Here is a 25,032-nt window from a genome sequence, read left to right on the forward strand (position 1 = left end):
CTATGATGAAAAACCCGCTTATCTCCACACTGATTATTTCCGCCTTCAGCGTATACACGGGAGCGGCCATGAGTAACTCAGGCGTGTTTGATGATCCATTAACAGAACTGAATACCGCTATTTGGTGGAAAGCTGATGGGTGGAGTAATGGATTTCCTTTCTTGAGTCGATGGGAAGGTGAATCGGTCACTTTTGATGAAGCGGGCATGACATTGCACTTAATGCATGATCCCATTGCAGAGAGTGAATTGGCTTACCGTGGGGGAGAGCTGCGCAGTCATCATTACTATGATTACGGCTGCTTTGAAGCGGAGATTAAGGCGGTTAATGCCCCTGGGGTGATCACGGCATTCTTTTTGTTTGCGGGGCCTTACGATACCCCACCGGGCGGAAATGGCCGCCACAATGAAATCGACATTGAATTTCTCGGTCACAACACAAACCTACTGCAAGTCAATTACTGGACCAACGACGACAATTACGCCTATTCCAATGAGCGGATCATTTTTCTTGATTTCGATGCGTCGGAAGATTTCCACCACTACAGCATAAAATGGTCATCGGAGGCAATACGGTGGTACGTCGATGGTGAATTGGTGTATCTGGTGCATCAAAACACGACAACCCCCATCCCGAGCTCGGCGGATAGTCAATTGCGGATCATGGCAAACCTGTGGGCAACCGACCCAGCCATTGCGAATTGGGCGGGCACCTTTGATGAGGCCAGCCAAGCGAGTCATCAAGCCCATTATCGCAATTTTCGCTTCACGCCAGGCGATGATTGCGAGATAACTCAGTAACGTTTTATCCGTACCACTTTCATGTATTCGATGGTGAAACCCGCAATCACTTCACTGGCGGGGTAATAGGTCATATTCACCTTTGCCCCTTTTAAACTTTGGTATTTTTTCTGTCGTTTGAATTTAAACGGCACATCCACATTCTTGATCATCAAGGTGTGAAGGATCCAATCTTCGTCTTCACGCTGAGTGTGTGACACGACTTGTAGCCCTTCAGAATGCACGAGTTTTTCATGCGCACTCAGTAGCTTATCCATCTCTCTATTTTTCAAATGGCTAACCTGCGTATTAAAAATAAGACAACTTAGGGCATCTTATCTCACTACATTTAACTTGTCCTTAGGTCTTACCTCGTAACACTGGGTGCTATATGTTGCTTAACGCCACAATAATGCACCATAAACAAAAACAGAGTGCATAAGCACTCTGTTTTTTTCTATTCGCGATGGCAACTATCCAATCAAAACGAAAGGAATACGCCCGCGATCGTTGCACTCATCAAGTTTGCCAAGGTCGCCGCGAAAATCGCTTTAAAACCAAGACGCGCAATGTCTGGACGACGGCTTGGTACTACGCCCCCTAGACCACCCATCAACATCGCAATCGATGTCAGGTTCGCAAAACCACACAGGGCAAAGGTCACGATAGCCTGAGAATGCGCGCTCAGCTGATCTTTCACTGCCATAAGGTCAGCAAAGGCGACGAATTCGTTCACCGCAATTTTCTTACCGATCAAGCTTGCTGCAACCGTGGCTTCAGACCATGGCACACCAATCAACCAAGCAACTGGCGCAAACAGGTAGCCGAAAATCAGTTCAAGACTCAGGTTATCAAAACCGAACCACTCACCCACATGACCCAAGCCACCATTGATCAAAGCAATCAAGCTGATCACAGCCAACAAGCTCGCACCCACAGCCATCACAATTTGTAGACCGTTAAGCGCACCTTGTGTCGCCGCATCAATGATATTTACAGGATCATCATCGTGACTTTCTTCTTCGTCGTTAGTTTCATTGATGATTTCAGTTTGTGGCACCAAGATTTTTGCCATCATCAAACCCGCAGGGGCAGACATAAAGCTCGCCGCAATCAAGTAGCTGATGTCAACGCCAAGACCGGCGTAACCCACTAGCGTGCCGCCCGCAACAGAAGCCAAACCACCGACCATGACAGCAAACAATTCAGAACGGCTCATTTTCGCCAAATAAGGACGGACAACCAATGGCGCTTCTACTGAACCGACAAAAATATTCGCGGTTGCTGACATGGATTCGGTACGGGTTGTGCCCAGTACGCGCTGTAACAGGCCGCCGATAGTGCGGATCACAAAACCCATTACACCCAGGTAGTACAACACAGAAATCAAAGCTGAGAAGAAAACGATGGTTGGCAGTACATTGACTGCAAAAATGAAGCCCAGCTTAAATTGTGCAAGTTGACCGAACAGGAACTCAGTACCAACACGACCGTAGTCAATGATACCTGACACCCCTGATGACACGCTGTTTAGGATCTCACGACCGACAGGGACATAAAGGATAAACCCCGCAAAGATCAACTGAATAGCAAACGCACCACCGACGGTACGCCAATTGATTTCACGACGATTTTCAGAAAAAAGAACTGCAACCGCAAAAAGCGTAATAACGCCTAGCGCACTGACCAGATAATTCACGGTCAAACTCCACAAATTTATTAGTAAACGATTGCGGAGGCATTCTATTCAGATTAAAAACTGTGACAAGGATCAACTTGTTACACCTGTTTACAGTTTTTCTACATCAAGGCAGGATATGGCGCATTCTTCGTCGAATACGGCGAAATATGTGAGATTGGTTCAAATGCGGGATACTATTGTCACACTGGGTGACAATAGTGCCGTTACTACGAGGAAAAAAACCAGGTAAACGTTCTCGTTATGATTAATTTGAATACAGCGGACACCAAGTATTCTTAAAAGGCCTATTTCAGCACTTTATCCCAATAAACAGGCTCACCGATGTGATGGCGAATGAAATCAACAAATGCCTGCACTTTTTGGGGTAAATACTTATGTCGAGGGTAAACCGCATACAACGGCATGTATTGGGACAAATGCCAATCCGGCATTAAGCGAACCAAACGCCCTTCTTGAAATTCTTTATCCAATAAATAAGTGGCGAGATACCCAATACCATGTCCAGAAACCGCCGCGTCAAGAATGGCATCCGCCGAGTCGACCCGAAAATTCCCCGTGACTTTCACGCTCAGTGACGCTTCACCTTGCTGGAAACTCCACAGATTGTCTTTACGTTCACGGCTGTAATACGTAATACAGTTATGCTGCTTAAGATCATCCGGATGATACGGTACGCCATGTTTAGCCAAGTAATCTGGGCTAGCAGCCAACACAAAGTGGCAATCAGCCAGATGACGCGCGACAAACCCTTCAGGCGGCGAGTCGGTCATGCCAATCCATAAATCCAATTGTTCTGCAATCAGATCAACACGGTGATCAAACAAGCTCATTTCCACATCGAGTTGTGGGTATTGCAAATGAAAATCGGCGATATACGGGGAGAGATGGTGGCGGGCAAAAGATTGTGCACTGCCTACCCGCAGTACGCCTTGCAAACTGTCTGTGCTTTGCAGCAATGCGCTTTCTGCTTCATTTATTTCACCCACAAGGTTCGCGCAATGTACCGCAAACCGTTCACCGGCTTCGGTTAAGGCAAACGAGCGCGTGGTACGTTGCACCAATTGCACCCCTAGCCGTTCTTCAAGCTGTTGGATTTGCTTGCTCACTTGGGTACGGGAAATATCGAGCAGTTGTGCAGCTTTGGTAAAGCTACGTTGATGGATCAGTGCGTTATACACCACCATTTGTTGGGCTTTTTTTATCATCATCGGCTGTTTTGTTGCGGATGGGGTATCCCCTGTCTGTGGTTATCATAACCCATTTCCACAGGGAGCGACCAAAAGAAAAAGGGCCTTAAAAAAGGCCCTTTCGATCAGTCAATTGAAAGTGTCGTGCTTACAACTTAAAGAATGACAACTGTTGCTTCTGCTGTTCAGCAAGGCGTGACAATTCATTACTCGCCATCGCGCTCTGGCTAATACCAGCGACATTCTGATTGATGATCTCAGACATGTTGCTCACATTACGGTTAATGTCTTGTGTTACCTGAGACTGCTGCTCAGCAGCGGTAGCCACTTGCGTGTTCATATCACTGATCTGCAATACCGATTCGGTAATGCCCACCAGCGCATCATTGGCTTGGCTAGCTAAAAGTTGGTTACGATCAAGCATTTCAAGGCTGACTTGCATACTATCGTTCGCATTATTAGATTGTGATTGCAGCTCTTCAATGATGGATTGAATTTCTTGTGTTGACGATTGGGTACGCGCCGCCAGCATACGCACTTCATCGGCGACCACGGCAAAACCACGGCCAGATTCACCGGCACGGGCCGCTTCAATGGCGGCATTCAGTGCCAACAAGTTTGTTTGCTCTGAAATACCGCGGATCACTTCGATCACTTTGCTGATCTGCTCAGACTGGTCGCGCAAGCGCGTCACCACACCCGCCGCTTCAGACAGCGTTTGTGACATCTGTACACTGGCACCGCTGCTTTCTTCAAAGATGCTCAAACCTTGGCGTGCCAGTGCATCGGTTTGCTTTGCCGTTTCATCGGCAGCCGTCGCGTTATCACTCACATTGTCAGCCGTGCTTGACAACTCGTTCACTGCAGACGCAACCTGATCGATCTCATTTTGTTCTGACTGTGCGTTCGCTTCCGACTGTGTCATCACCGCCGCCAATTCGGTGGCTGCTGACGCCACATCTTCACTGATGCGGATCATCGAATCTACCGTGGTGCTTAATTGCTTCACCGTATTATTCACATGACCACTTAACTGTGCCATTTCATTGGTACCGTCTTGCTCAGCACGCACGGTTAAGTCACCGGCCGCGACGGCTTGCATCACCTGCTGTAGTTTCAAGATCGGATTCACAATTAAGCCCGACAACCACCATGCCATCAGCAGTACAACCACAAATACCGAGCTAATCACCACGGTTGCTGTCGACATCACTGCATCATTGTCCGCATTACTTTGCGCCAATTCACGCGTTGATACATCGTTCACATGTTGTGACAACTGGTTAATCGCTGTCACCATCTCATTACCTACATTACGGTATTGATTAGTGAAATTGGTAAACTCACTGCTGGTCGCTTCACCACGCTGGTAGCGGTCAAAGAAAGCCACGGCACGTTTTGAGTAATCAATATACGCGTCAATCGCTTTACCCACTTGCTGGGCTTGAACACGAAACGCAGGTTCTTGGGCAATCACTTGAATATCATTGCGTAAGGCACTGCTTGCTGCACTTAATTCATTCATAAAGCCGCTGCGACGATTCGCATCGTAAATAGCATAGACCGCACTAATACGTAGTGGGTAAACACGATCACCGATTTGCGCTAACGTGTCTTTATACGTGATTAATTGCTGGGTGGTTGAAGAAACTTCATGTTGTTCTTCGACGAGTTTCGCTTTTGTCGTTAGTAGCGCAACAAATAGCACAACAACCATCAACATAACAGGCAGAAGTACCTGATAGCGAATGGAAATGTTTTTTAATGAAAATTGCATGATAGCCCCAAGGGAAGTAATTTGTGCCGCTTCCATGCGTCTATTTTTCGTGTATTTCCAGCTCGAGAATATAGATCTTGATCGCAAAAATGTCTATCGATAAACACTGATTAATCAATAAGATAGATGGCACATTTCCGTCACTTTCCAGATAAGATATAGCCATTATTTTGACCGTTAAAAAATTAACCATTATTTTTCAATAAGATAAACCAGGGCTGCTCTATTTATTGCTTTAAAAATAACCTATTAGCATGACCGTCATAGAGTGTTCAAACTTCTGAAACATGAATGTCATATTTCTTCCCTAATCTTGGCCTCGTTCATTCAAAACCTATTGGCAATGTAGCCAAACGAATAAGGATTAGGAAAATGAAAACACAGGTTATTGGTGCACTAGCCCTAGCAGGTTCAATGGTATTCAACCCCGCTGTCGCTAATGAGACGGTATCCGTTGTAGGTTCTAGCTCCGTATCCCCAATCATGGAAGTATTGGGTGAAACCTACGCACAATCACACGATGTAACGGTTGAGGTACAAGGCCCTGGCTCTTCAGCGGGTGTACGTGCTGCACACGACGGTTCATCAGACCTCGGCATGAGTTCTCGCGACCTTAAGAGCTCTGAAAAAGCCGATAACATTAAAGAAGTGGTCATTGCTCGTGACGGTATCGCCGTCGTTGTTCACAACAACAACACAGTGACTGACCTCTCTAAAGAAGACGTAGCAAAAATCTACAAAGGCGAAATCACTAACTGGAAACAAGTGGGCGGTGAAGACAAGCCTATCGTTGTTGCAACCCGAGATACCGCATCAGGCACACGTGGCGCATTTGAAGACATCATGAAGCTGAAAAAGAAAATTAATGGCATCAAAGTGTCAGCGATTTCACAGCGTGCACAAGTGGCAAGCGGTAACGGCCAGCTAAAAACCATCGTTGCGAACAACCCTTTTGCTATCGGCTATATCTCTCTTGGCTCGGTTGACGCTTCAGTGAAACCACTGGCTATCGACAACCACAAGCCTTCGATTGCAGCCATCAAAGCGGGTGACTACAGCGTACAGCGTCCATTCCTTGTCGTATACAAAGAAGGCCGCCCTTCTCAAGCTGCATTGAGCTTCTTAACATGGGTACAAAGCCCTGAAGGTCAAAAAATCGTTGCAGATAAAGGCTTCATCTCTATTAAGTAAACCCTTTTATCGGTCATCGTCAGGTGACGATGACCGATTTTTTTATTGATTCCTCGGTATTGGACTAAACCTTGTTTAACCGATATCTGGAGTAAGAACTATGACCATCGCGAATAATATAGCTACTTCAAGCAAAAACACGTCGCTAAAGGCCAAAGACAAAATTGATTGGCGCGAACTGTTTTTCAAATACCTTTTTCTTTCAAGTGCAGTACTTGGCACGCTTTCACTCATTTTAATTGGGTATTTCATTTTCCGTGAAGGCTATGCAGCTTTTGCCCATGCCGGTGTCGGTAACATCGTATTAGGCAATGATTGGCTTCCGCCTGCTTTATACGGTATTGCACCCATGATCGTTGCGTCTGTGGTATCCACCGCCGGTGCTGTGGTTATCGGTGTGCCGGTCGGTGTTTTGACCGCCATCTTTATTGCTGAAGTGGCACCTAAGCGCCTTGCCAACATCATCCGTCCGATGATTGAGTTACTCGCAGGTATCCCTTCGGTCGTATACGGTTTCTTTGGCCTTGTGATTATCGTGCCATTGATTCAAGACGTATTTAATGTACCTGCAGGTAACACCGTACTGGCGGGTATCGTTGTACTGGCAGTGATGATCCTACCGACCGTGATCACCGTGTCTGAAACCTCTATCCGTGCCGTACCACGCACCTACAAAGAAGGCTCATATGCCCTTGGCGCGTCACAGATGTTTACGATTTTTAAACTGCTTGTTCCCGCTGCACGCTCGGGCATCATGACCGGGGTTATCCTCGGTGTAGCACGCGCACTGGGTGAAACAATGGCTATCATCATGGTGATGGGTAACTCCCCAGCCATGCCAGAAGGTTTATTAGAATCGGCTCGTACGCTAACAGCCAACATTGCGATTGAAATGTCTTACGCAACCGGCCTACATGCAAGTGCACTGTATGCCACCGGTATTGTGTTACTCGTTTTCATCATGATGCTAAATGCTGTACTTCTTTATCTAAACCGTGAGCGTGCGAGGTAATTACTATGTCTTTACAAGGTACAAATACCGCAAAGCAGCGGATGAAAGATAACATTTCATTAGGCCTAATTTGGGCGGCTGCATCAATTACTGTGGGTTTTCTTTTATGGGTAGTCTGGTACATCCTGAGCAACGGTTTGTCTCATGTGAACTGGTCATTCATTACTAGCGAATACACCACTATCGGCCAAGAGTCCGGTATCTGGTCAATGATTGTTTCCACCCTGTACATGGTCGCCGCCTCTATCGGTGTTGCTGCACCGTTGGGGATCATGACTGCAATTTACCTAACGGAATACGCCAAAGTCGGCAGCCGTTTGGTGAAAGTGATCCGCTTCTGTACGGAATCACTGGCGGGTATTCCGTCCATTATTTACGGTTTGTTCGGTATGACGTTCTTCGTGGTCGTCATGGGCTTTGGTTACTCGATTCTGTCAGGCGCCCTGACGTTGAGCATCCTGATCCTGCCGGTCATTATCCGTACAACTGAAGAAGCATTAATGGCTGTACCACAAACCTACCGTGAAGGGTCATACGGTTTGGGGGCATCTAAGATTTACACCATCTGGAGACTCATTCTACCAAGCGCAATGCCGGGTATTGTGACCTCTATTATCCTCAGCGTAGGTCGTGTTATCGGTGAATCTGCACCGGTGTTCATGACAGCAGGCATGGTTGCACGTATCCCAGAGAGTGTTTTTGACTCTGGCCGTACCTTGACTGTGCACTTGTATAAGTTAACGCAAGAGCTTTACACCATTCACGAATGGAACCAGGCATATGCAACTGCCACCATTCTTATTGTGATTGTTCTGCTGATTAACTTAATGACCAAACTGATTGCTAGCCGTTTCAACACTGCGACTTACTGATTTTTGAGGAAGAGAAATTATGAAYAAATTTAATATTGAAAACCTGAACCTTTTTTACGGCAGCAACCAAGCACTGAAAGAAATTTGCCTGCCTATTCCGAACCGCCAAGTAACGGCACTGATTGGTCCGTCAGGTTGTGGTAAGTCAACGCTGTTGCGCTGTCTGAACCGTATGAACGACCTGATTGAAGGGGTGAAAATCAATGGTCGCCTGACTATGGACGACCAAGATGTGTACGGCAACATTGATGTCGCGCAGCTACGCATTAAAGTCGGCATGGTGTTCCAGAAGCCGAACCCGTTCCCAATGAGCATTTATGAAAACGTGGCTTACGGTCTGCGTGCACAAGGTGTGACGGACAAAAAGCACCTTGATGAAGTGGTTGAGCAATCACTGCGTGGCGCCGCACTGTGGGATGAAGTGAAAGATCGTTTGAAATCACACGCCTTCGGTTTGTCCGGTGGCCAGCAGCAGCGTCTGTGTATTGCCCGTACGATTGCGATGCAGCCAGAAGTGATTTTGATGGATGAACCGACCTCAGCGCTTGACCCGATTGCGACCAAAAAGATTGAAGATTTGATGGAGTCACTGAAGAAAGACTTCACCATCGTTATCGTGACCCACTCCATGCAGCAGGCCCGTCGAATTTCCGACCGCACCGCCTTCTTCCTGATGGGTGAACTGGTTGAGCACGATGACACCCACGCATTGTTCACGAACCCACGCGATGATCGTACCCGTGGTTACGTCAACGGTGACTTTGGCTAATCCTGACTCACAAACACTATTCCACACCATAAGACTTCCTCAATGTCTTATATCGCGTGACTCGAATAATAACAGCGATGGTAAAACTTGCCCCCTCATGCAGGGGGCCTTTTTTTATCCCGCGTTCACGTTGCGATGATAATCTTCTCATTTTGCTCGTGTTATCACCAAAATAGCCCCTCCGATAAAACCTGAATTCACTACAATAAAGACTTATTCTGTCGGTCGTTGAGGTGTTGCATGCGCTGGTCGTTGTTATTTTTCCTTCTCTTTAGTTTTCATACTCTTGCTGAATCGTCTTCTCCCGAGGTCACCGAAACACCTGCCCCGCTGTCTGCCTCTGAGCAAATCATCGATAACATTGATAAGCTGGATAATGACCTGCAAGAATTGGTCAAACAGGCAAAAGGCAAAACGGGGACAGCAAAAAATGTCTTAGACATGCAGATGCTGAAAAAAAATGAAGAGATCCGAACGGAAGTCCAATCGCTGCTGAATCAGCAAAATGAAGAAAACAAACCGCTGGTCATTAATCTCGTAAATGAGCAGGTTGCCTACCTGAAATCCGCCATCAATTTCTTGTCGAAACAAATGACATCACAGCAAGAAGCGATCGATAAAGCCGATCCTGAGCAAAAACTGCTGCTACAAAAAGCCTTGCAAGAAACCACTCAGTTTTACCACCAGATGCTCAAAGAACAGTGGACCAATTTCCTCTGGCTTGATCGACTTGGTGTGCCAAAACCGAAAGAGGCCGCCGCATTAGCCGAAACCGTTCGCCAGCGGTTAGATTTCATGTCTGCCATGCTCAGCTTTGACAGCCAACAAGAAAGCACCCTGAGCAACCAGCTTAAAGCTGCCGCAGAAGGCGAAAAAGCAACGCTGCAATTGCAGCAAATCCTCGCCCAGCGCAAAGTCGAAAGCGACATTCAATCGGTTCAGTATTTGTCTGACCTCGGCAAAGAAATCGGACTCGATACCACGAATTACACCAAGCAGCTGTTTGAAACCACCGGTAACCTGACCAATGAACTGCTCAACGTTAAAGTTATCATCTCGATACTCTCAGGTTGGTTTGACAATATAAAATCCTGGTTACTTGATAACACCCCGCAAATGCTGTTCAAGTTGTTCATCTTCTTGCTGATCGTGTTTGTGTTTAAAATTTTGAAAAACATCACCCGCCAGATTGTGACCCGTGCAGTGTCATCCCCGACCCTGCGCATGTCGCAATTAATGAAAGATTTCTTTATTTCTATCACGGGTAACGTGGTGTTGTGTATCGGGCTATTGTTTGCCTTGGCTCAGGTCGGTCTGGATCTCACCCCTATCCTGACCGGTTTCGGTGTGGCCGGTGTCATCATTGGTTTCGCGTTGCAAGATACCCTCTCCAACTTCGCATCAGGCATGATGCTGCTGATCTATCGCCCGTTTGATGTGGATGACTTTGTCGAAGCCGGTGGCACATCCGGCAAAGTGAGCCACATGAGTTTAGTCAGTACCACCATCAAAACCTTTGATAACCAGATTTTGATTGTGCCCAACAGCAAGATTTGGGGGGATACCATTAAGAACATCACCCATGAGCGAGTGCGCCGAGTGGATATGGTGTTTGGCATTGGTTACAGCGACGATGTCGAGAAAGCTGAAACTGTACTGCATGACATTGTGACTGAGCACCCAATGGTGCTGCGCGCACCAGAAGCGATGATCAAGTTACACTTGCTCAATACCTCGTCGGTGGATTTCATTGTGCGTCCGTGGGTAAAAACCGAGGACTATTGGGATGTGTACTGGGATATTACCCGTGAAGTGAAAATGCGCTTTGACCGTGAAGGGATTTCAATTCCGTTCCCGCAACAAGATGTGCACATTATCACCACACCGGAAAAGAAAGCCTGAATCGTTAGTCCGTTACCCTATCCGCGATAACATAACGGGGCGGTGTACGCTTTTTACGTACACCGTCCGTCATTCGTTCAACGAGATTGAAATCGATAATTAAGCGAGTTCAAATCGCCCTGTCAGTGTTTTTAGTTCATTCACTTTATGCGTTAACGACACGATTTCTTCTGCACCTTTCACCACTTGCTGCAAGGATACCGATGAAATATCGTTTATGTGCGTAATGTCTGTCGCAATAGCGCGGGTCACCACATTCTGCTCTTCCGTCGCAGCCGCAATGGAGCTGATCATCTGTTGTACCGACGCCGTACTCAACACTATTTGCTCAAGAGCACTGGCGGCATCTGTACTTTGTCCCACACCTACATTCACCAACTTCACGCTTTCCGTGGTCGATACCATGACTGTTTCTGTTCCTTGCTGAATCGCAGAGATAATGTCTGCCACTTCCTTCGTCGCGGTCGTGGTACGCTCAGCTAAGGCACGCACTTCGTCTGCTACCACAGCAAAGCCACGGCCAGACTCGCCGGCACGGGCCGCTTCAATCGCCGCATTCAAGGCCAGCAAATTGGTCTGCTCGGCAATGCCTTCAATCACTTTGATCACACTGCCAATTTCTGTGCCTTTAATGTTCAAGTTATTCATGCTGTGCGAAGTATCGCCAATTTGCACCGACACTTGCTCAATGCTTTTCAGCATATCCAGAATCACATGACGGCCATGCTCAGCCGCTTCACCCGACTGTGACGCATTATCAGACGTTGCACTGCTTTGCTGTGACACTTCCGCAATAGTGGCCGACAACTCTTCAGAGGCCGTCGCAATCAGGTGCGCACGCTTAGCCTGCTCACCGGCACCGTCTTTGATTTCTTCCATCAAATGGGAGATCCCATTCACTGTACCTTCCACCTGTCCCGTCACAGAGACAATGGCAGCAATCAAATCCGTTAACGACGCTTTCATGCTGTTAATCGAGGTCGCTAAACGCGCCAGTTCATCACCAGAGTCATCCACAATATCCGATGAGGTCAGGTTACCGGAGGCGATATCTTTCGCGATACGCTCCAATTGATGGATGCGCACAGTGATCGAACGGGACAATGCTGTCGCCACCACACCGCAAATAATCACACTCAGCCCTAACACCACCAGCATGTTCGTTTTTAAACTCGTCAGTGTCTCGCCTAACATGGCCAAGCCTGTTTGTGCATCGCCTTTTTCAGCCAACGTTTCACGATCTAAAATCGCTTCCATCGGCACCATGTATTGCTGTTCAACCTGTTTGATTTGATCAAACAACGCATCTGTATCCGCCACAGAAGACGACAGCACTTGCGGCAATACGTCAGATTGAATAAAAGAAACATACCCTTTTGCCAAACGGGTAATTTCATTCATACGCGGTATGGCATCACTGGAGGTTTCGAGTTGCTTTAGCTTATCGAGCGCACTGTAAAACTCAGCCATATTGTCATTAAACTGCGCGGGGGCGGCCGGATCACCCAGCAGCATACGTGCCACATCACGCTGCATGTCACCCGATTCATCAATCAGTAACATATAAAGCTCAACACCCGGTACATCATCAAACTGTACCTCATGCTCGACCACCAGCGCACGATTAACCTGTACAATCGTAATAACACTCGAAATGGTCATTAACATCAGGATAATACCGAATGCCCCCCACAGTTTATGCCTCACCGACAACGACATACATTTTCCTTATTATGTAATACTTACCGCCTTTATAGCTGCAAGTATAAAATTGTGTTTGTATAACTCATTGGTATGAATAACGGCACGCTCACACATCTCTTTAATAAAAAGTCACAATTTTTCAAAATTAACTACAACTTCCATTTCCTTGCCATCCAATACCGCTGATAGCCTCTCGTTTGGTACAACTTTTCACCTCACGCACCTTTCAATAACGCCCCTGCTCCCAGTTTTCATTGTTATTCACACAGCCATGACATAACGAACCCACATTTCTATTTCTTCTTTTGCTATCCTGAGATATATTTGGTTGTAAGCAATAAAAAACAATGTACAATTGATTTTGTCATTACGCACCATGCGATGACGTGCAGTTGTGCAGGATTCCCGCCTTGAAGCAGGAACCACACATCGAAGCCACTTTTTTGGGATAAATATGATGAAGAAACGTTTTCTTGCCGCGCTAGTACTACCTATGATGCTAGCGGCTTGCGCCTCTAACGACAGCAACAACGAACAGGTACAGACGATGACAAATCAAACGGATATCGCTGCACAGAACTGGGTATTGACCAAAATCGACAATCAAGTGATTTCGACTGAAACTGAAGCACCAAACCTTCAGCTAGCGTCTGACCTAAATGCAAACGGCAACGCGGGCTGTAACCGCTTCTTTGGCCAAGCAGAACTGCAAGACGGTAAACTGCGCATTGAAAAGATGGGTCTAACTATGATGGCATGTCAGGGCCCAGGCCAAGACATGGAGCAAGTGATGAGCAAAATGCTAATGGACTGGAGCACGGCGACAGTGGCTGGTGACGAGCTAACGCTGAAAAATGCATCACACAGCCTAACGTTCTCTCGTGCTGACGCTGAATAATCACTTCTGCCGATGAATACCTGAAACGCCTGCCGACGCAGGCGTTTTTTGTTTTTACGGCTGGATAAACACCGATACCCCGATCAACGGATATGGCTCAGTACCGCGGTTGGCTGAGGCTGGGCTTTGATCTTCGTCGCCCGAATCATATTTCGCCCACTGCTTTTCGCTTCGTACAAAGCATTATCGGCCAATTCATAAATCGTTTCAGTGGTATGTTGTGCCACGGTATCTAAGGAAACAACCCCAATAGAGATCGTGACCAAATCCGACGTACATGAGCCGCCATGGGCAATGCCTAAACGCTCTACCGCCATACGACACTGCCTTGCCACCACTTCACCATTGTTGGTATTGGGCAAAATAACACCAAACTCTTCCCCACCGACCCGCGCTAACATATCCGCAGGACGCCGTAATACTCGTTCTAATTCGCTCGCCACCAGTTTTAAACAGCGATCACCAGCTTGGTGACCATAGGTATCATTAAACGCTTTAAAATGATCAATATCGATCAACAATAATGCCAGCGGTTTAGCATCTCGGCTCGCTCGGCTAAATTCTTTCATTAAGGTTTCATCAAAAAAACGACGATTTGCCACTCCAACCAATGCATCCATACGGGTTAATCGTTCGAGTTTTTTGTTACTGGCGCTTAACTGTTGATTGTGTGCATCCAAGTTCTCAAGCAACGCCTGATGACGGTGCATTAAAATACGTCCGTAATACGCCAACACACTGAATAGCAGTAACACACCCACAAAAACATACAGGGGAAATGCCGTACGCCGTTGGTCAAAATAAGCGTGCGTTGGGAGTGCCTCTATCACCCACTCACGCCCGCCTTTGGCGAGCACGGTGCGTGTCACTTTCTCAGCACCCAACCAAAAGCCGACCTTCGATGTGATTGCGACGGGCGATGTGGCTGTGACAGACGGGGAGGCAGGCGTCACACTGTATAGTTGAGCATGATCAGAGGAGGCTTTCAGATCCATCACGCGGTAATGCATCTGCGAGGATTCAGCCGCAGGGAAAAGGGCCGGCATAATGTCGGATAAACGGATATAGCCGAGAATAAACCCTTCCAGCGTTTGTCGGCGCATTGTGCGCGTCAGAGGTTCAACCTGACGATAAACGGGTAACACCAGCTGCACACTACCGTCCGTTTGTGGCAGCATGCCCCGCTCTACACGCGCAGAAAGCTGTAACGCGCCACTGTCACGGGCTTGATTTAATAAGGTGCGTTGCAGTGCATTAGAACCTAAATCATACCCCAGCGCCGCTTCATTGCCCGCCAGCGGGGCGACGCTGTGTAACGGGTAGTAATCCGCACGCTCGGTCGCCGTCACCATGTCGCCCGACGCCACGCGTTCTGTAAAATGGTAATCAGAAAGCACTTGCGCTGCGGAAGCTTCATACGCCGTTCGCTGTGCAGCCGATACCCAAGGTACCCACGCTAACGCTTGCAGAGGGGAATGTTGCGCCATGACCTGTTGCGCCAATGCCGCGAAGTTGTCTCGCGTCAATACGCCCTGATATTCGTAAGCAAATTTCAGACTGTGTAAGGCACGAATATGCGAATCTATCGATTGCGACAGGGAATCTGCTTTTTTGTCGACTTCTCGTTCAAAGTCGCGCTGAATATGGGTCGTTTCCAATTGGTAGGCAATCCGAAACAATACGCAGGCCAGTATTATCCCAATGACAACAGCGCACACCGTGATGGAATACAGTCGGCGTATCATGTGAATCCTATGGTTGAATGACGATGCCTTAAGTAAAGACAACTCTGTTTAAAATTCAACTTGTTGCTTAATTTTCCCTGCGAAAATAGGGACATTTCACAGAACGAATGTGTCACAATGATAATTGGCGTGCTATGAGTCTTTCTTCATCACATTGTCATGCTTTTGAGGTATTCATCAAGAAACCGCTCCAACATACAGCTTACGCACAAAAAAGAGCGCCGAAGCGCTCTTTTTATCGTTCATCGTTCAACGTTTTTCCCGTCTGATGAGGCTTCATCGCATCGGAAAAAAACCGCTTATACCGCTTTCGCTTGCCACTGTTTACGCAACTGTTTTGCAGCCTCGACCATGTTGGTCAGTGCCGCTTCAGTCTCTTCCCAGTTACGGGTTTTAAGGCCGCAGTCTGGGTTGATCCACAAACGCTCAGCCGGTACCAGACTCTCCGCTTTTTCCACCAAGTCCACCACTTGCTCGACGGTCGGAATATTCGGCGAGTGAATATCGTACACACCCGGACCAATTTCATTCGGATACGCAAACTCTTCAAACGCTTTCAGCAATTCCATGTCTGAACGCGAGGTTTCAATGGTGATCACGTCCGCATCCAATGCCGCGACAGACTGAATAATGTCATTGAATTCGCTGTAACACATGTGAGTGTGAATCTGCGTGCCCGGCTCCGCGCTGGCGGCCGAAATCTTAAAGGCTTTCACGGCCCAATCGAGGTACGTTTGCCATTCGCTCGCTTTTAGCGGCAACCCTTCACGGATGGCAGGCTCATCAATTTGAATCACTTTGATGCCTTTCTCTTGCAAGTCAGCCACTTCATCACGCAGTGCTAACGCAATTTGGTTGGCAATGGCTTCACGGGTCAAATCTTCACGCGGGAACGTCCAGCCCAAAATAGTAACAGGGCCCGTCAACATGCCTTTGACCGTTTTCTCCGTTAGTGACTGCGCATAACGCGTCCATTCAACGGTCATCGGTGCCGAGCGATAGATATCTGACACAATCACCGCGGGTTTCACACAGCGTGAACCGTAGCTTTGTACCCAACCGAAGCGAGTAACGGCAAAACCTTCTAGTAACTCAGCGAAATATTCCACCATGTCGTTACGCTCAGGCTCACCGTGTACCAATACATCCAAATCCAAACGCTGCTGACGCTCAATGGCATCGGCAATGTGCCCTTTCATGGCCGTGTTGTAATCTTGCTCTGACAAGCGACCCGCTTTGAAGTCGCTACGCTGTGTGCGGATCTCACTGGTTTGTGGGAACGAACCAATGGTCGTGGTCGGCAGCAAAGGCAAACCGAGTGACTGACGTTGCACACGGGCACGTTCTGCATAAGGCAGTTTACGCTCCGCCAACGCATCGGTGATAGCAGCCGAACGCTGACGCACATCCGGGTTATTCACCAAGGCGCTGGTCGCACGGGCTTTAATCGGGGCGCTGTAACGCTCACAGTCCGCAATGGCTTTGCTGTCACCGTCCAAGGCACTTGCCAGTAGTGTCACCTCATGACACTTCTGCTTTGCAAAAGCCAACCACTCGCGCACGGTGGGGTCTAAATCGGTTTCCAATTCAAGATCAATCGGCGTGTGCAGCAATGAACATGACGTACCCACCCACAAACGATCACCCAGTGCGTCTTTTACTGGCTGTAGGCGATCAAGTTGCTCACTCAAATCCGCACGCCACACGTTGCGACCATTAATCACACCAGCCGACAGCACCCAATCACTTGGCAATGCAGCGACAACGGCATCAAGCTGCTGCGGGGCCGTCGCAAGATCGACGTGCAAACCATCGACCTTCAGTTCCACGATTTTATCAAGATGGTGCGTGATGTGATCAAAGTACGTTGTCAATAACAGCTTCGGCCCGCCTTGGATCACTTGATACGCAATCTTAAACGCATCGCGCCAAGCATCTGGCAATTCGAGAGCAAAGACAGGCTCATCAATTTGCACCCACTCCACACCCAATTTTTGCAGCTTGGTCAGAATCTGTTGGTATGCCACCAACAGACGAGGAAGCAGTGATAAACGATCAAAGCTGGTTTCTTCCCCCACACCGTCTTTTTCTTTCCCAAGCCACAGGTATGACACAGGCCCCAATAGCACAGGTTTGACGTCTTTACCGCTAGCCTTCGCTTCCGCCACTTCTTCAAACAATTGCTGCCAGCTCACGGTGAACTCATCGTCAGCACAGAACTCAGGCACAATGTAGTGGTAGTTGGTGTTAAACCACTTGGTCATGTCAGAAGCGGCACACGCACACCCGGTTGGCGCTTTACCACGTGCCACACGGAACAAGGTGTCGAGATCCGGAAAACCGTTACGGTGGCGTTTTGGCAAGTGGCCCAGCAGCATACTGGTGCCTAACACATGGTCGTACCATGCGAAATCGCCAACAGAGACAAAATCCAGCCCCGCTTCTGCTTGGTCAACCCAATGGCGCTGACGTAACTCGCTACCCACTGCTTTCAATGCATCCTGACTGATCTCGCCACGCCAATACTTTTCTTGTGCAAATTTCAGTTCGCGTTGGCTACCGACACGTGGGTAACCCAAAATATGTGTCTTTGTTGCTGTCATCTCTCATCCCTGCCTTTCAAATGCTTTGATTTAAATAGTCACGTCGTATGCTTGATTCAGATACGGCGTTGATGAGAGGTACAATGAAGCAAGGCATGATGATGAGCAATTTCTAATGATTAATGTTAAACATGAACATTTTTCATACACATATCATCAACGCCCCTGTCTCTCGCCACGATTAGCGTGTTACGCCCCGGCACAAGCACCTAGACGTCCAGATGTTTACCCATCCGTATTTACAGCGTGCACTTTTACCCGTACAGTTGAGGTCTAACACGAGGCAGGAGGCCAAACGTGTGACTCACAGGGACAGAGAGAACGCATTTTGATTGAAATTAAGCACCTAAAAACACTGACGGTATTGCGAGAAACCGGCTCACTGACAGCCACGGCCAACACGCTTTGCCTGACCCAATCAGCCCTCTCACACCAGTTAAAAGATCTCGAACTGCGCTTAGGTAGCCAACTGTTTTTACGCAAAACCCGTCCGGTCAAATTTACCGCGGAAGGGGAAGTGCTACTGCGTTTAGCTGATGATGTGATCCCGCGTCTCGCCCGAGCGGAACACGAGTTGGCCAGTTTAAAAGAAGACACCAATGGCCGCTTGCACATGGCCATTGAATGCCATTCTTGCTTCCAATGGTTGATGCCGGCTTTGAAGGAATACCAAATCCACTGGCCAAACGTCACCTTGGATTTCTCCTCCGGTTTTGGTTTCGAACCGCTGCCCGCCCTCAGTGCCGGTGAATTAGATTTGGTGATCACCTCCGACATTCAGCCGCGCAATGAAGTCCATTTTGAACCCTTGTTTGATTTTGAAATGCGCTTGATTGTGTCCCCGCAATCCCCTCTGGCCAGCAAAGCCGTTATTACGCCAGATGATTTGATCGATCAAACCATGATGACGTATCCGGTGCAGAAAAACCGTCTCGATGTGGTGAAGCACTTTTTGCAACCGGCAGGCGTGGAACCCGCGAATTGGAAACAAGCCGATAATACCTTGATGTTGATCCAGATGGTGTCGGCAGGATTAGGGGTGGCAGCGCTACCTAATTGGGCAGTGTATGACTTTGCCCGCCAAGGCTTGATTGTGAGTAAACCACTCGGGGAAGGATTATGGCGTCGGTTGTTTGCCGCTATTCGCGCATCAGAACGTGAGCGACATTACTTGTCGGCCTTCTTTGCAACGGCCAAACAGCAGTGCCAAACCCATTTAGAAGGCATTAAGGCGGCATAACCAATACGCAATACGTTTGGTCATACCGCCTTAATGATCGCAACAGATAGCCGGGGCAATGGCGATCACATAACCGCTATTCGCCCCGCTTATCTTTACATTAATCGATTATTTAAATTGATTGTTGATGGGATCGTAATGGTAGCCCATGGCTTCCATTTTTTCGCTAAGCTCATCAAAATCGAGTTCATAACGGCTGACAAGCTCTTCAACGGTGGAGCATTCCAGGCGAAGTCGTTCATTCACGATCCCCAGAACAATGTTCCCATCCATGCCCAATAAATTGGTGATCTCCATGCCTACCTCCTTGCTAACGTGACGTTACTCAGTAAGCATAGACAGGATCATTAGGAAAGAAAAAGCCGCCCGTCACAGTTTACAAGCTTGCTGTCACCATGCAGTCACTTAGACAGCCATGATCAACACAGACTCAAAATACGCTGAACCCACCAACAGCACCGCCGCTGCCAGTAATTGCCAACGGTTAACGGTCTTGGCACTCAGTAAATGCATCGCCCATACCAGCAATGCCGCCACTAAGCACACTAATGCCGCAATCATGGTGCCCACCATGGCCTGCGCCTGCGCATCACCCAATTGCATCGCCACCCATAACAGGCACAACACGCTGAGGATTGCACTCGCTACGCCCGCAAACGGCAATAAACGGTGGAACGCTTGTAAACGGGTACGCGCTTGCGTCAATAACAGGTGCGCCAACAATGCCCCAAACAATGGAATAGCCATCAGGCTTAGTACCGCCACAGGCAGCGATAGGCTTGCCGCAGTCATTAACCATACCACCGCCGCCAAACCGTCAGCCGCATAAAACACGTTAAGCGGCCCTGCATCACGGGTTTTGCCCGTTTTCACCTTCATAGTGAAATACGCCAAGGCCAGCAACGGCAATACCGCCAGCGGTTGGAAGATGGTCGCGATCAACCATCCCACCAGCAAGATCGGCAAGGTTTTATGGACACGGCCACGCTGGCCGGGGCAGATCTCCCCTTTCGTGAGTACCATCGTCAAAACAAGTTGGGCGCCGAGCAGCGCGGGGATCAAAAAGGGTAAACCTACGTTCATGGAGTGTGATCTTAAAATGCGAAAAAAAGAGCGGCGATAATACCAACTCCCTTCCCTGATACCAAATAGCACCGGCATTTTCGAGAGATAGGTCATTGGCAATCCCACCTGACACATTGCTCACTCGACAAGTTGCTCACCATTCGCGCATATTCGTACCAAACGCACAGAAATGAAAATCAAAATGCTCGAACGCTCATAATTGCGCTTTTGATCACCAAACAATCGGGGCTGAAATGGCATATTGCTGAGCATATTGAAAAGGAAGACACCCTTTCCTGATCCACGAACCAAACAATAAGCGAAAACGAACATGACTAGTTGGTTTGAAACAGATGTTGTGATTATCGGCGGCGGCGCGACGGGAACAGGCATCATGCGTGACTGTGCACTGCGAGGGATCCGCTGTATCTTAGTCGAGAAAGATGACCTTGCGTCCGGCACGACCGGGCGTAACCACGGCCTGCTCCACTCTGGCGCCCGTTATGCCGTCACCGATCAGGAATCGGCCAAAGAATGCATTCAAGAAAACCGCATTCTGAAAAAGATTGCTCGCCATTGTGTTGAAGACACCCAAGGCTTGTTCATTTCACTGCCAGACGACGATCTGGATTTCCAGAAAACCTTTATGTCCGCCTGCCAGCAAGCAGATATCAACGTCGAACAACTCAGCCCACAAGACGCCTTGCGCCTTGAGCCTAACTGTAACCCAGCCATGATTGGCGCCGTCAAAGTGCCCGATGGCACATTAGATCCTTTCCGCTTATCCGCATCCAATGTGATTGATGCGGTCGAGCACGGGGCAAAGTTGTTCAACCACACCCATGTTACGGGCTTGATCCGTGAAGGTGCGACCGTGTGTGGCGTGCATTGTTTGGATTTAAAAACCGGTCAACGTATTGAGATCCGCGCCAAGCAAGTGGTTAACGCGGCAGGGATCTGGGGGCAGCAAATTTGTGAATATGGCGATCTGTCCATCAAAATGTTCCCCGCAAAAGGATCACTCTTGATCTTGGATTACCGCATCAATAATTTGGTGATCAACCGCTGCCGTAAGCCATCTGACGCCGACATTCTGGTGCCGGGTGACACCATCTCGTTAATCGGTACCACCTCTGAGCGTATCGACTATGACAAGATCGATAACCTCCACGTCACCAGTAAAGAAATCGACATTCTGCTGGCAGAAGGCACCAAATTGGCGCCCATCATGGCCAATACACGCGTATTGCGCGCGTATGCAGGCGTACGTCCTTTGGTGGCCGTCGATGGCGATACCAGTGGCCGTAATATCAGTCGCGGTATTGTGTTGCTTGATCACGCCGAACGTGATGGTCTTGATGGCTTCATCACGATTACCGGCGGTAAGCTGATGACCTACCGCATGATGGCGGAATGGACAACAGACTTAGTCGCGAAAAAGCTCGGCAATACCCAACCGTGTATCACCCACGAAAAGCCGCTACCCGGTTCTGAACAAGCGAAACCCAAGAAAGCCCCTACCGCCAGCTTAGCGAAACCCGTTTACCAATCCGCCTTGTATCGTCACGGCGAACGCGCTGAAAAATTCTTGAGTAACGACAAGAAAAGCCAAGCGGTGATCTGTGAATGTGAAATGGTGACATGCGGCGAAGTGGAATACGCCATTAAAGATCTTGATGTCCATAACTTGGTTGATTTACGCCGCCGTACCCGTATCGGTATGGGGCCATGCCAAGGCGAATTATGCTCTTACCGTGCGGCTGGCCTGTTCTCTGAATTTGGTAAGAAGACCGGTAACCAAGCCAGTCACCTGTTAGAAGAATTTTTAGAAGAACGCTGGAAAGGCATTAAGCCGGTATTCTGGGGCGATGCCCTGCGCGAAGGCGAATTCACCTACTGGATTTACGAAGGTCTGTTTGGGGTCAGTGATTTACCTGAGCAACAAAGCCACAACGTTCACCCATCTACCCAAACAGCCACACCTGCAACGGACGAGGAAACAGCATGAAATTTGATAGCATCATCATCGGTGGCGGTGTCGCCGGCCTGAGTTGTGCCATCCGTTGCGTAGAAAGTGGCATGAAAACCGCCGTGATTACCGCCGGACAAAGTGCCATGCACTTTTCTTCTGGCTCGATTGATGTACTGAGCCGTTTACCCAATGGCGACGCCGTCACTGCCCCTTTCGCTGCGTTTCCAGTACTCGCTGAACAATGCCCTGACCACCCTTACAGCAAAATCGGAGTGGAAGCATGCCGCGAGGCCATCGACTGGTATCAGGCTATGATGGAAGAATCTGGCGTATACTTAACGGCGCAAGATGATGACACCAACCATTACCGCGTCACACCGATGGGCACTTTCCGCTCAACCTGGCTGTCACAGCAAACCGTGCACCAGTTCCCGATGCAGAAACTGGCCGAAGGCATCAATACACTGGCATTGGTGACGGTTGACGGATTCCGGGATTTTCAACCGCAATTGGCCGCCAGCAACTTGGCCGCCCTTGACGCTTTCCGTGATGTAAAAATCAAAACCGCTAACGTGGAATTGCCGGATTTTGAAACCATGCAGCGTAACCCGTGTGAGTTCCGCTCTATCGATATCTCTCGTGTGTTGAAAGACGAAACCAAATTGCATGCCTTTGCGAAATCCTTGATCCAACAAGTGGGCAAAGCGGACTTGGTGATCTTACCGGCCATTTTTGGTAACGGTGACGGTGCAGCCACGATAAAGCTGCTGGAAGGCCTGACGGGGTTCTCCATTTGTGAGATCCCAACTATGCCCCCTTCACTGCTGGGGATCCGCCTTGAAGAAACCATGAAGTCCCACTTCAAACAACTCGGCGGCTTATTGCTGATGGGCGATGAAGTGCAAGGCGGTGACATTGAAAACGGCCAACTCAAGCGTATTTACACCCGTCACCATGAAGACATTGCGCTTGCGGCCGATCATTTCCTGATCGCCAGCGGCAGCTTTTTCAGCAAAGGCCTAAAAGCCGAGCGTCACTGTGTGACCGAGCCGATTTTTGGTCTCGATATCACGGATACCCCGCACCGCGATCACTGGTATCAACCCCAGTTTTTCAGCCCAAGCAGCCACCCGTTCATGAAGATGGGCGTGGCGTGCACCGCCAATCTGAACCCGACGATGGCCGGTAATACAATCTCTAACCTGTATTGTGCGGGGGCGATCCTGGCTCACTACGATCCGGTACAGGAAGGTTCTGGTTCCGGCGTGGCCATTTCAACCGGCCACTATGTCGCCCAACAGATGATCCGTGCACATAACAGTAAGATCGGCACACAAGAAAGGACACACGCATGAGCCTGATTAAAAAAGACACCAGTTTCGATCAATGCATTAAATGCACCGTGTGTACGGTTTACTGTCCGGTCGCCAAAGCCAACCCGCATTATCCTGGCCCGAAACAGTGTGGTCCCGATGGCGAACGCTTGCGTATTAAAAGCCCTGACTTTTATGACGAAACACTCAAGCTCTGCACCAACTGCAAGCGTTGTGAAACCGCGTGTCCGTCGGGGGTGAAAATCGGTGACATGATCGCTGTCGCCCGTGATGAGCACGCCAAGCTACCGATGAACATCAAGACGGTTCGTGACTTTGTTCTGAGCCACACGGATATGATGGGCTCCATGGCCACGCCGTTCGCCCCGATCGTGAATACCATTACCGGGCTCAAACCGGTCAAAACGCTGATGCACAAAACCATTGGGGTGCATGATCACAAGAGCTTGCCGAAGTACTCACACGGTACGTTTCGTCGTTGGTACAAACAAAACTGCACCAGCCAAGCCCTGTACCCAAAACAGGTACACTATTTCCACGGCTGTTACGTGAACTATAACCACCCGCAACTGGGCAAAGATTTTGTCAACGTGATGAATGCCATGAGCATTGGGGTGCAACTGCTGGACAAAGAAAAGTGCTGTGGAGTACCGCTGATCGCCAACGGTTTCTTTGATAAAGCGAAGAAAAATGCCCGTTTGAACGTGAAAAATTTCTCGGCCGCGATTGAAAAATACGACAGCCAAATTGTCTCAACCTCTTCGACCTGTTCGTTCACCTTGAAAGAGGAATACCCGAACGTATTGAAGATCGACAACAGCGGCGTGGCTGATCGCATTGAATACGTCACGCGCTTTTTGTTAAAGCAATTCATGAACGGCAATGCGCCGAAGATGAAGCCAATCAACAAAAAAATTGTGTATCACACACCGTGTCACCTTGAGCGTACGGGCGGCAGCTTATATACCATTGAACTACTGAAAATGATCCCAGGCTTGGAAGTGACCGTGCTGGACAGCCAATGTTGTGGCTTAGCAGGCACCTATGGCTTTAAGACCGAAAACTACGAAACCTCCATGGCGATTGGTAACGATCTGTTCAAGCAAATCAAACGGGCCAAAGCCGATTTTGCGATTACCGATTGCGAAACCTGTAAGTGGCAAATTGAAGAAAACACCGATTTGGACACCATCCATCCGGTTTCTTTGCTAGCGATGGCGCTGGCCTGATCCGCGCTAGAGTGAGCGTTGCCTCGCGCTAACCAACAAAGCCATTCGTCA

General features: G+C 48.7%; 20 protein-coding genes. 11 read left to right on the plus strand and 9 right to left on the minus strand.

Annotated elements, in window-relative coordinates; all coding sequences use genetic code 11:
• Positions 1–68: 68 nt before the first annotated feature.
• Positions 69–800, plus strand: coding sequence for a family 16 glycosylhydrolase (locus L4C36_RS01990; RefSeq protein ID WP_428476109.1), 732 nt, complete (start codon positions 69–71; stop codon positions 798–800).
• On the opposite strand, the gene L4C36_RS01995 is transcribed toward L4C36_RS01990, so the two are convergent.
• The 4 genes from L4C36_RS01995 to L4C36_RS02010 all read right to left on the minus strand — a co-directional run bounded on the left by L4C36_RS01995 (position 794) and on the right by L4C36_RS02010 (position 5,445).
• On the minus strand, positions 794–1,057 hold the full coding sequence (locus L4C36_RS01995; RefSeq protein ID WP_428476110.1) for a hypothetical protein: 264 nt from the start codon (positions 1,055–1,057) through the stop codon (positions 794–796). The genes L4C36_RS01990 and L4C36_RS01995 overlap by 7 nt on opposite strands.
• A 203-nt stretch (positions 1,058–1,260) precedes the next feature.
• The gene (locus tag L4C36_RS02000) at positions 1,261–2,478 is read right to left on the minus strand and encodes a NupC/NupG family nucleoside CNT transporter (protein WP_428476111.1); all 1,218 of its coding nucleotides are present in this window, start codon (positions 2,476–2,478) and stop codon (positions 1,261–1,263) included.
• 287 nt (positions 2,479–2,765) lie between these two features.
• Positions 2,766–3,686: a LysR family transcriptional regulator gene (locus tag L4C36_RS02005; RefSeq protein WP_428476173.1), complete on the minus strand. Its 921-nt coding sequence runs from the start codon at positions 3,684–3,686 to the stop codon at positions 2,766–2,768.
• A gap of 130 nt (positions 3,687–3,816) precedes the next feature.
• Positions 3,817–5,445, minus strand: a complete 1,629-nt coding sequence (locus L4C36_RS02010) for a methyl-accepting chemotaxis protein (protein WP_428476112.1) — start codon at positions 5,443–5,445, stop codon at positions 3,817–3,819.
• 372 nt (positions 5,446–5,817) lie between these two features.
• On the opposite strand from L4C36_RS02010, the gene L4C36_RS02015 reads away from it, so the two are divergent.
• From L4C36_RS02015 to L4C36_RS02035, 5 genes are all read left to right on the plus strand, one after another.
• A complete protein-coding gene (locus L4C36_RS02015) occupies positions 5,818–6,636 on the plus strand; it encodes a phosphate ABC transporter substrate-binding protein (RefSeq protein WP_428476113.1) in 819 nt (272 codons plus the stop codon).
• A gap of 100 nt (positions 6,637–6,736) precedes the next feature.
• Positions 6,737–7,648, plus strand: coding sequence for a phosphate ABC transporter permease subunit PstC (gene pstC, locus L4C36_RS02020; protein WP_428476114.1), 912 nt, complete (start codon positions 6,737–6,739; stop codon positions 7,646–7,648).
• 5 nt (positions 7,649–7,653) lie between these two features.
• Positions 7,654–8,520: a phosphate ABC transporter permease PstA gene (gene pstA / locus L4C36_RS02025; protein ID WP_428476115.1), complete on the plus strand. Its 867-nt coding sequence runs from the start codon at positions 7,654–7,656 to the stop codon at positions 8,518–8,520.
• A 19-nt stretch (positions 8,521–8,539) separates the two neighbouring features.
• Positions 8,540–9,289 carry a phosphate ABC transporter ATP-binding protein PstB gene (pstB, locus tag L4C36_RS02030; RefSeq protein WP_428476116.1) on the plus strand — a complete coding sequence of 250 codons (750 nt, stop codon included), beginning with the start codon at positions 8,540–8,542 and terminating at the stop codon, positions 9,287–9,289.
• Positions 9,290–9,529: 240 nt separating this feature from the next.
• A complete protein-coding gene (locus L4C36_RS02035) occupies positions 9,530–11,191 on the plus strand; it encodes a mechanosensitive ion channel family protein (protein WP_428476117.1) in 1,662 nt (553 codons plus the stop codon).
• 99 nt (positions 11,192–11,290) lie between these two features.
• Here the strand turns inward: L4C36_RS02035 and L4C36_RS02040 are convergent, their stop codons facing one another.
• On the minus strand, positions 11,291–12,910 hold the full coding sequence (locus L4C36_RS02040) for a methyl-accepting chemotaxis protein (protein ID WP_428476118.1): 1,620 nt from the start codon (positions 12,908–12,910) through the stop codon (positions 11,291–11,293).
• 439 nt (positions 12,911–13,349) lie between these two features.
• Here L4C36_RS02040 and L4C36_RS02045 point away from each other — a divergent pair, with 439 nt between their 5' ends.
• Positions 13,350–13,793: an META domain-containing protein gene (locus L4C36_RS02045; RefSeq protein ID WP_428476119.1), complete on the plus strand. Its 444-nt coding sequence runs from the start codon at positions 13,350–13,352 to the stop codon at positions 13,791–13,793.
• Between the two features lie 83 nt (positions 13,794–13,876).
• Here L4C36_RS02045 and L4C36_RS02050 read toward each other — a convergent pair whose 3' ends face one another.
• Entirely contained in the window at positions 13,877–15,538 is a 1,662-nt protein-coding gene (locus tag L4C36_RS02050) for a CHASE domain-containing protein (protein WP_428476120.1), read from the minus strand.
• A gap of 299 nt (positions 15,539–15,837) precedes the next feature.
• Positions 15,838–18,141 (minus strand): 5-methyltetrahydropteroyltriglutamate--homocysteine S-methyltransferase, encoded by a 2,304-nt coding sequence (metE, locus tag L4C36_RS02055; protein WP_428476121.1) that lies wholly within the window; start codon positions 18,139–18,141, stop codon positions 15,838–15,840.
• Between the two features lie 328 nt (positions 18,142–18,469).
• Between metE and metR the strand changes: the two genes are divergently transcribed.
• Complete coding sequence (gene metR, locus L4C36_RS02060) at positions 18,470–19,381, plus strand: HTH-type transcriptional regulator MetR (protein ID WP_428476122.1); 912 nt, start codon at positions 18,470–18,472, stop codon at positions 19,379–19,381.
• Between the two features lie 108 nt (positions 19,382–19,489).
• Here metR and L4C36_RS02065 read toward each other — a convergent pair whose 3' ends face one another.
• Together L4C36_RS02065 and L4C36_RS02070 are read right to left on the minus strand one after the other, a co-directional pair.
• The gene (locus L4C36_RS02065) at positions 19,490–19,678 is read right to left on the minus strand and encodes a DUF4250 domain-containing protein (protein WP_428476123.1); all 189 of its coding nucleotides are present in this window, start codon (positions 19,676–19,678) and stop codon (positions 19,490–19,492) included.
• A gap of 108 nt (positions 19,679–19,786) precedes the next feature.
• Positions 19,787–20,464, minus strand: a complete 678-nt coding sequence (locus L4C36_RS02070; protein WP_428476124.1) for a hypothetical protein — start codon at positions 20,462–20,464, stop codon at positions 19,787–19,789.
• Positions 20,465–20,777: 313 nt separating this feature from the next.
• Here L4C36_RS02070 and glpA point away from each other — a divergent pair, with 313 nt between their 5' ends.
• Genes glpA through glpC form a run of 3 tightly spaced genes read left to right on the plus strand, consistent with a single transcriptional unit; the run spans position 20,778 to position 24,981 of the window.
• A complete protein-coding gene (gene glpA, locus L4C36_RS02075) occupies positions 20,778–22,454 on the plus strand; it encodes an anaerobic glycerol-3-phosphate dehydrogenase subunit A (RefSeq protein WP_428476125.1) in 1,677 nt (558 codons plus the stop codon).
• A complete protein-coding gene (gene glpB / locus L4C36_RS02080) occupies positions 22,451–23,773 on the plus strand; it encodes a glycerol-3-phosphate dehydrogenase subunit GlpB (RefSeq protein WP_428476126.1) in 1,323 nt (440 codons plus the stop codon). The genes glpA and glpB overlap by 4 nt, the downstream gene beginning before the upstream one ends.
• On the plus strand, positions 23,770–24,981 hold the full coding sequence (glpC, locus tag L4C36_RS02085; protein WP_428476127.1) for an anaerobic glycerol-3-phosphate dehydrogenase subunit GlpC: 1,212 nt from the start codon (positions 23,770–23,772) through the stop codon (positions 24,979–24,981). The genes glpB and glpC overlap by 4 nt, the downstream gene beginning before the upstream one ends.
• Positions 24,982–25,032: the final 51 nt, after the last annotated feature.

The sequence above is a fragment of the Photobacterium japonica genome, from assembly GCF_050337005.1.
In the GTDB taxonomy this organism is placed as follows: Bacteria; Pseudomonadota; Gammaproteobacteria; order Enterobacterales; family Vibrionaceae; genus Photobacterium; species Photobacterium japonica.